At 67.8% G+C, this 7,627-nt stretch carries 9 protein-coding genes; 6 read left to right on the top strand and 3 right to left on the bottom strand.

Annotated features, from left to right (window positions below):
• Positions 1-1,183 (bottom strand): alkyl sulfatase dimerization domain-containing protein (locus VML93_RS35560; RefSeq protein ID WP_325618091.1); only part of this gene is annotated, 1,183 nt, incomplete at its 3' end.
• A 66-nt stretch (positions 1,184-1,249) separates the two neighbouring features.
• Here VML93_RS35560 and VML93_RS35555 point away from each other — a divergent pair.
• The 3 genes from VML93_RS35555 (at position 1,250) to VML93_RS35545 (ending at position 2,972) form a co-directional block, all read left to right on the top strand.
• Positions 1,250-2,020: an SDR family NAD(P)-dependent oxidoreductase gene (locus VML93_RS35555; RefSeq protein ID WP_325618094.1), complete on the top strand. Its 771-nt coding sequence runs from the start codon at positions 1,250-1,252 to the stop codon at positions 2,018-2,020.
• Between the two features lie 2 nt (positions 2,021-2,022).
• Positions 2,023-2,625, top strand: coding sequence for a TetR/AcrR family transcriptional regulator (locus VML93_RS35550; protein ID WP_325618093.1), 603 nt, complete (start codon positions 2,023-2,025; stop codon positions 2,623-2,625).
• A 92-nt stretch (positions 2,626-2,717) separates the two neighbouring features.
• Positions 2,718-2,972 carry a hypothetical protein gene (locus VML93_RS35545; RefSeq protein ID WP_325618089.1) on the top strand — a complete coding sequence of 85 codons (255 nt, stop codon included), beginning with the start codon at positions 2,718-2,720 and terminating at the stop codon, positions 2,970-2,972.
• Between the two features lie 16 nt (positions 2,973-2,988).
• On the opposite strand, the gene VML93_RS35540 is transcribed toward VML93_RS35545, so the two are convergent.
• The gene (locus VML93_RS35540) at positions 2,989-3,849 is read right to left on the bottom strand and encodes a 3-hydroxyacyl-CoA dehydrogenase family protein (protein ID WP_325618087.1); all 861 of its coding nucleotides are present in this window, start codon (positions 3,847-3,849) and stop codon (positions 2,989-2,991) included.
• A gap of 248 nt (positions 3,850-4,097) precedes the next feature.
• Between VML93_RS35540 and VML93_RS35535 the strand changes: the two genes are divergently transcribed.
• A complete protein-coding gene (locus tag VML93_RS35535) occupies positions 4,098-4,661 on the top strand; it encodes a hypothetical protein (RefSeq protein ID WP_325618085.1) in 564 nt (187 codons plus the stop codon).
• On the opposite strand, the gene VML93_RS35530 is transcribed toward VML93_RS35535, so the two are convergent.
• Positions 4,648-5,403 carry an SOS response-associated peptidase gene (locus VML93_RS35530; RefSeq protein ID WP_325618083.1) on the bottom strand — a complete coding sequence of 252 codons (756 nt, stop codon included), beginning with the start codon at positions 5,401-5,403 and terminating at the stop codon, positions 4,648-4,650. The genes VML93_RS35535 and VML93_RS35530 overlap by 14 nt on opposite strands.
• Positions 5,404-5,446: 43 nt before the next feature.
• On the opposite strand from VML93_RS35530, the gene aroA reads away from it, so the two are divergent.
• On the top strand, positions 5,447-6,754 hold the full coding sequence (gene aroA, locus VML93_RS35525) for a 3-phosphoshikimate 1-carboxyvinyltransferase (RefSeq protein ID WP_325618081.1): 1,308 nt from the start codon (positions 5,447-5,449) through the stop codon (positions 6,752-6,754).
• Positions 6,751-7,627, top strand: an 877-nt coding sequence (gene rsgA / locus VML93_RS35520) for a ribosome small subunit-dependent GTPase A (RefSeq protein ID WP_325618079.1), incomplete at its 3' end; no start/stop codon positions are given. The genes aroA and rsgA, both read left to right, overlap by 4 nt.

The raw sequence follows: 7,627 nt of genomic DNA, 5'->3' as shown, positions 1-7,627 counted from the left end.
CGGTACCGGCCAGCAGCGCTTCGTGGGCGTCGGCGGCCACCGCGCGCGCCGCCGCGTGTCCGGGCTCAGCGGACAGCACCAGGTCGGTGAGGTGCAGTGCCTCGACCGGCCGCCCGTTCGCCACATGAGTGCGGGCCGCCTTGGCCAGCGCGTCCGCTCCGGCGGCGTTGACCAGGTCCGCCGCAATGGAATTCGACGCGACACCGTAGAGCTCGGTGGTCGAGCGGTGGTGGAACCAACCGGTGTACATCTCCCAGATGGCGCGCACATTCCAGGAGGTCTTGCCGTAGCCCTCGCCGACGTCGAGGTGCTCGGGCACGCTGACCTCGCGCATCGCGGTGTGCACATCGGCGCCGGAATTCATCAGCTCGATGGTGCGATCGTGCACGACCTGCATGGCGTCGCGCATCGCGGTGACCTCCTCGGCGATCCGGTCGGCGCCCTCGATCGGCGTGAAATGTCCGGTGATGATCTTCTCGGGCCCGTACTCCAGCACCGTGTTGAGCGACTCGATATACAGAACCGGGTCGCGGTACCGGTCACCGCGAATGGTCATCAGATTCGGCACATGGCCGAACAGCGGTCCGAATAGGTTGCCGCTGAATAGGATTCGATCTTGAGGCAGCCACACCACAATCGAGTCGGTGGTCTCCCCGCCCGGCGTCCAGGCCAGCTCGAAGCTGCGGCCGCCGACCGTCATCTCATGGCGTTCGTCGAATGTCGCGGTCGGCTCGGGGAAGGAGAAATCGATGGTGGCGGGGTCGATCGTCTTGGCGTGCTCGGCCATGGCGGTCGTGAACTTCTGGAACGCGAAGGCCGTCTTGGGCACGCGGTAGCCCATCAGACGCTGGTTGTCGTCGCGCCAATAGCGATAGTTGCGGTGCATCACCACGGCAGTGTCTTCATCGCGCAGCGCGTTGACCGCGCCCCAATGATCCGCGTGCCCCTGTGTGATGACGATGGCCCACGTCGGGCCCGCCAAGTCGGCAAAAGCCTTGCGGTGCAACGGCCCTTCGAACACCAGCCCGGCGTTGACGATGACCCGCCCGTCGTCGGTGGCCACCGCGTAGGAGTTGGAGACGCCCGGCGACATCCAGATGTCGTTGCCCAGGGGCGTCGCGGGAGCGCCGGTCGCCGCCGCCAGGTCGGCAGCCCCGGGACGCTCCCGATAAATCCCGGCCATTGCCACATCCTTCCTCTAGAACCGTAGAGGTGATCCTCTATAGTTCTAGAGGTAATGTCAAGATTCATGGGCCTGCGGGGATTGACAGACAGGGTTGCGGTCGTGGTCGGCGGCGCCACCGGGATCGGAGCGGCGACCGCCGCCCGACTCGGCGCGGAAGGCTGCCGTGTGGTCGTCGGCGACGTCGCCGTCGACGCGGCGCGGCAGACGGCCGCGGGCATCGTCGCGGCGGGCGGGACCGCGACTCACGTCGCCTTCGACCTCGCCGACCCCGCGTCGGTCGCCGACCTGATCCGCAGCGCCGCAACGACTTACGACGGCGTCGACCTAATGTTCAACGTGGGCGCCGATATGAGCACCATCCGTGCCGACACCGACGTCGTCGACATCGACTTCGAAGTCTGGGACCGCGTGATGACGGTGAACCTGCGCGGCTATGTGGCCGCCATGAAATACGCCATCCCGTGCATGCTCGCCCGCGGCGCAGGGGCGATCGTCAACATGTCCTCGGCGGCGGCGTTCCAGGGCGAGCCCGCCCGACCGGCCTACGCCACCGCCAAAGCGGGGATCGGCGCCCTCACCCGCCACGTGGCGTCGCGGTGGGGCAAGGAGGGCATTCGCTGCAACGCGGTAGCGCCGGGCTTCACCGCGACCGAGGCCATCCGCTCCGTACCGCAATGGCCGGACCTGCAGGCCGGCGCGCTCAAACGCATCCGCGGAACTCGCGTCGGCGACCCCGGCGACATCGCGGCACTGGTCGCTTTCCTGCTGTCCGACGAAGGCGAATGGATCAACGGCCAGGTCGTCAACATCGACGGCGGAACCGTCCTCCGGTGACCATGACCAGCACACCCCGGAAACGCGACGGCGACGAACGCCGCCGCGAACTGTGCGACGCGGGGATCCGGGTGCTGGCCGAACAGGGGTCCCGCGGCCTCACGCACGGACAGGTCGACCGCTACGCGGGGGTACCCGAGGGCACCACGTCGTACTACTACCGCACCCGCGCGGCCCTATTGCGCGGCGTCGGCAAGCGCGTCGTCGAGATCGATGTCGCCAATATGCAATCGGTGATCGACGAGCCGCTCGACCCGCTCTCGCCGTTCGCGCACCTGGCCGAGCTCACCATGATGCAGGCCGACGGGCCGGGCCTGATGCTGAACCGGGCGCGGCATGAATTGCTACTCGGCGCCGCACGGGACCCCGATCTCGCCGAGACGGCCCAGTCGTTCGCGGCGCGCGTCATCGCTATGGCCCATGACGCCATCGCTCACCTGCAGCCGGGCACCGACGACCCCGCGCTGATCGCCGCGCGGGCGACGGCCGTCACCACCTTCATCGCGGGCGTGTTCACCCGACTCGTCGGCGGAGACCGCACGATCAAGGATGCCACGCAACTCGCCCGTCTGCTGGAGGCTGTCGCCACCGCGGTGTCGCTGTAACAGGCGTGAGCGTATCCGCGATAAGGCTGTGTAGTGGGTCGACTAGACCTAACGTATTGCTGTATCTCCATGCTGGAGCACCAAAGGAGTGGATGGATATGAAGCGATCGATTTTCACGTTTGTCGCCGCGGGTGTGCTGGCTTCGGCCGGGTTGGTGACGGCCGGTGTGGGCATCAGCAGGGCCGACACGCTGCAGACCGAGGGCAACTATCCGACGCACCAGGCTTGTCAGGACGCCGGACCCGCCGTGAAGGCCAGGACACCACCGTTCAACTGGAACAACTTCTGGTGCGTTCCGGATCCTAAGGCCCCGGGCAACTGGCGCTTGGTTCTCAGCAACGGTTAAGCAGCACGAACAGACGCTAGTACGTATAGAAGCCCTCGCCGGTCTTGACGCCGAGCTTGCCCGCATCGACGTAGTCCTGCAGCAGATCCCGCACGCTCTTGGGCAGATACGGGAACTCTTCGGCGTAGTTATTCTCGATGTCGAGCACCACGTCCAAGCCGACGACGTCCATCAGCTGGAACGGCCCGGCCGGCACCCCCCAGTTGATCTTGAACATGCCGTCGACATCCTCGGGGCGGGCCACCCCCTCAGCGACCACCGCCAGGCACTCGCGTTTGATCGCGGCCCAGACCCGATTGAAGATGAAGCCGGTGCACTCCTTGCGCGCCTCGAAGGGATGCACGCCGAACTCGGGCAGGACGCTCAGCAAGGTGTCCAGCAGGCCACGGTCGGTCTCACCGTCCGACATCAGGTCGAGCGCGTTGAATTGCGGCGGCATGTAAAAGTGCATGTTGCACAGACGCGTTTTGTCGCGCACGTTTTCGGCCATCAGGCGCGACGGGTAGGACGACGAATTGGTCGCGAAGATGGTGTCCGGCGGCGCGACCCGGTCGATCTCGCCCCACAGCGGAATCTTGATCTCCAGCTTCTCCGGGACGGACTCGACGACAAGCCAGGTGTCGTCCAACGCCTCTTCGAACGACGCCGCACCCACCGCCCCACCTTCCTCGCCAAAACCCCGGTCAGCCAATAGCTTTGGCAAGTTCTCCGTCACATATTGCGCCGCCTCGTCGCGCTGTTCGGCGCGTCGCGCGTAGATCCGCACGGTGCCCCCGCGGCTGGCGAGCATCAGCGCGATGCGGCGGCCCAGCGTTCCCGCCCCGATCACCGCGACGGGACGGTTCTGGATGTCCTCGAAGGTGTAGGTGTACGACACACACGCATGCTATGCGGCGACTGCCGACAGGATTCCGTCGCTGGCCGACAAAGGTGAGCCGCCGGTTGTCGACGGCAGACAATGCGCCCTGACTACGTTGGCTTGACCACGACTGCGTTGCGTGGCAGAGGAGCGGGCCGGCCACTAAAATCTGAGGACGAAATCACGCACCGGGAGCGACCATCGACAATCCCTACTGGCAGGCGGTCAAGGATTGCGTCGACACCGATGATCTGCAAGGCAACCCGGTGGTCGGCTATTACCGTTTGGACCGCACCGTCGACCAAAGCATGGCCCGGTCGCCGAACCGGCTGAGGCTGGTCCGCAAGTACTGCTGGACCATCCCCGACCCCGATACCGTGGCGTTCGTCGCTAGGCACGCGCAGGGCGGCCTGGTCGATCCGATCGCCGGGACCGGCTACTGGGCCTATCTCCTTGCGCAGGTCGGCGTGGATGTCGTCTGCTACGACCTGAACCCGGGTACCGAGTTGATCACCAATGGCTGGCACGGCGACGACCTCTACGCCGAAGTGTGCGCGAAAGACTGCGCCGAAGCAGTGGCGCTGCATCCGGACCGGACGCTATTCCTTTCGTGGCCACCGCACGGACAAGACGTCGGCGCCCGCACATTGCTGGCCTACCAGGGGAACCGCGTCATCTACATCGGCGAGGGCCACGGCCGTGGCACCGGCGACGATCAGCTGCACCTCATGCTTGATGCCGATTGGACCGAAGCCGATTCTCACCTGCCGGTTCAATGGTGGGGTCAACACGATCGGGTGACGGTGTACGAGCGCGCTACAGCAGCGTGATCTGCTCGGGCTGCGGCTCGGCCGGCTCGAGCAGCTCGGGCCCGTTGTTGCGGATGTTGTTGACCAGCGTCGATATTTCCCGCAACTCGATGCCGTCCACGTCGGGGGGCTGAGCCAACAGCTCGGTGTCCAGGGGTGCGTCGGGATTCAGCCAGCCATCCCAATCGTGCTCGGCCAGTACCAGCGGCATCCGGTCGTGGATCCCGGCCAGCTCCCCCACCGCGTCGGTGGTGATGATCGTGCAGCTCAATAGCGGCGTGGCGTCTTTAGCGGGCTTCCAGACCGACCACAGCCCGGCCATGAACAGCTGGTCCCCGTCGGTGCGATGCATGAAGAACGGGGTTTTCGGGGACTTCTTCTCGGCATTGGGCCGCCACTCGTACCAGCCGTCCATCGGCACCAGGCAGCGCTTGCTTTTCGCCGAACTCCGGAAGGCGGGCGAAGTGGCGACCTTGTCGGCGCGCGCGTTGATCAGCAGCGGCCCTTTGTTGTCCGGTGCGCCGTCGGGACCGGCCTTGACCCACGGCGGAATCAATCCCCAGCGCATCAGCCGCACCCGGCGGGTCGGCCGGTCGTCGGGCTCGCTGTGCCGCGACACCACCGCGGCGATCGTGTTGGTGGGCGCCACGTTGTAATTCGGCGCCGGGGCCCGGGTGTCAGTGGCTGCTGTAGCTTCATCGATTGCCTTGATCTTCTCGGCCAACAGGGCCGGATCCGTCGTGACCGCAAACCGTCCGCACATGTCTCCATGGTGGCAGAGCGCCGTGACACGCAATGATGGACGAGTGAGCACATGGCGGGCCCCGCACGCGTCGACACCGGTGCACGCGACGGTCACCGTGCCGGGCTCGAAGTCACAGACCAACCGGACGCTGGTGCTGGCCGCGCTGGCAGCCGCGCAGGGCCTGGGGCCCCCGGGCTCGCCCAGGGGAGGCACCTCGACCATCTCCGGCGCGCTGCGCAGCCGCGACACCGACCTGATGATCGGAGCCCTGCGGACCCTGGGTTTGCGCGTCGACGGCGACGGTTCCGAGCTGACGGTCAGCGGCCGGATCGAACCGGGCCCCGACGCGCGGGTGGACTGCGGCCTGGCGGGCACCGTGTTGCGGTTCGTTCCGCCGCTGGCGGCGCTGAGCGCGACGCCGGTGACCTTCGACGGCGACGATCAGGCCCGCGCTCGGCCCATCGCACCGCTGCTCGATGCGTTGCGCGGTCTCGGCGTCCCCGTCGAGGGCAGCGGGCTGCCGTTCCGGGTGCAGGGCAGCGGATCGGTGGCCGGCGGCACCGTGGCCATCGACGCGTCCGCCTCGTCGCAATTCGTGTCCGGGCTGCTGCTGTGCGGGGCGTCGTTCACCGAGGGCCTGACCGTGCAACACACCGGCGCCTCGCTGCCGTCCGCGCCGCACATCGCGATGACGGTGCAGATGCTGCGGCAGGCCGATGTCGACGTCGACGACTCGACCCCGAACCGCTGGCAGGTGCGCGCCGGCGCTGTCGCGGCCCGGCATTGGGACGTCGAACCCGACTTGACGAACGCCGTCGCATTCCTGGCAGCCGCGGTGGTCACCGGCGGCACCGTGCGGATCACCGGATGGCCGGCCACCAGCGTACAACCCGCCGACCACATCCTGGACATCCTGCGTAAGCTGAATGCCGTTGTCACCCATACTGATTCATCCCTCGAGGTGAGCGGATCGGCGGTCTACGACGGCTTTGACGTCAACCTGCGTGCCGTCGGCGAGCTGACGCCGTCGGTGGCGGCACTGGCCGCGCTGGCCACCCCGGGATCGGTGTCACGCCTGGCCGGCATCGCCCATCTGCGCGGCCACGAAACAGACCGGCTCGCCGCGCTGAGCGCCGAGATCAACCGCCTGGGCGGCGACTGTAAGGAGACGACCGACGGCTTGGTGATCACCTCGACACCGCTGGGGCCTGGTACCTGGCGCGCCTATGCCGATCACCGGATGGCGATGGCGGGCGCCATCGTCGGGCTGCGGGTGGCCGGGGTCGGGGTGGACGACATCGGCGCCACCACCAAGACGCTGCCGCAGTTCGCGCAGCTGTGGACCGAAATGGTCGGGCCCGGCGCTTGAGGCCCGGCGACTACGACGAGTCCGACGTCAAGGTCCGCTCCGGCAGGGGCTCGCGACCACGGACCAAGACCCGCCCCGAGCACGCCGACGCCGAGGCCGCGATGGTCGTCAGCGTCGACCGCGGCCGCTGGGGGTGTGTGCTGGACCGCGACCCGGACCGACGGGTCACGGCCATGCGGGCGCGCGAGCTGGGCCGCACCCCGATCGTCGTCGGCGACGACGTCGACGTGGTCGGCGATCTGTCCGGACGCCCCGACACCCTGGCCCGCATCGTGCGGCGCGGCGAGCGGCGAACGGTGTTGCGGCGCACCGCCGATGACACCGACCCGACCGAGCGCGTGGTGGTCGCCAACGCGGACCAACTGTTGATCGTGGTGGCACTGGCCGACCCGCCGCCGCGCACCGGTCTGGTCGACCGGGCGCTGATCGCCGCGTACGCCGGGGGCCTGGCCCCGATTCTGTGCCTCACCAAAACCGACCTGGCCCCACCGGAACCGTTCGCCAAGCAATTCGAGGACCTCGACCTGACCGTGGTCGCCGCGGGCGTCGACGATCCCCTGCTGGCGGTGGCCGACCTGCTCGCCGGCGAGATCACCGCGCTGCTCGGCCATTCCGGGGTCGGCAAGTCGACATTGGTGAATCGGCTTGTGCCCGAAGCGGATCGGGCCGTCGGGGAGGTGACCGAGATCGGCAGGGGCCGGCACACGTCGACCCAGTCGGTCGCGCTGCCCCTCGAGGGTTCGGGTTGGGTGATCGACACCCCGGGCATCCGCTCCTTCGGGTTGGCCCACATCGAGCCCGACGACGTGCTGATGGCCTTCTCGGATCTGGCCGAGGCGATCGACGACTGCCCCCGCGGCTGCGGGCACATGG

This window comes from Mycobacterium sp., assembly GCF_035499775.1.
Taxonomy (GTDB): Bacteria; Actinomycetota; Actinomycetes; order Mycobacteriales; family Mycobacteriaceae; genus Mycobacterium.
The sequence above is the reverse complement of the archived record's forward strand: the minus strand, read 5'-3'. Positions and strand labels throughout refer to the sequence as shown.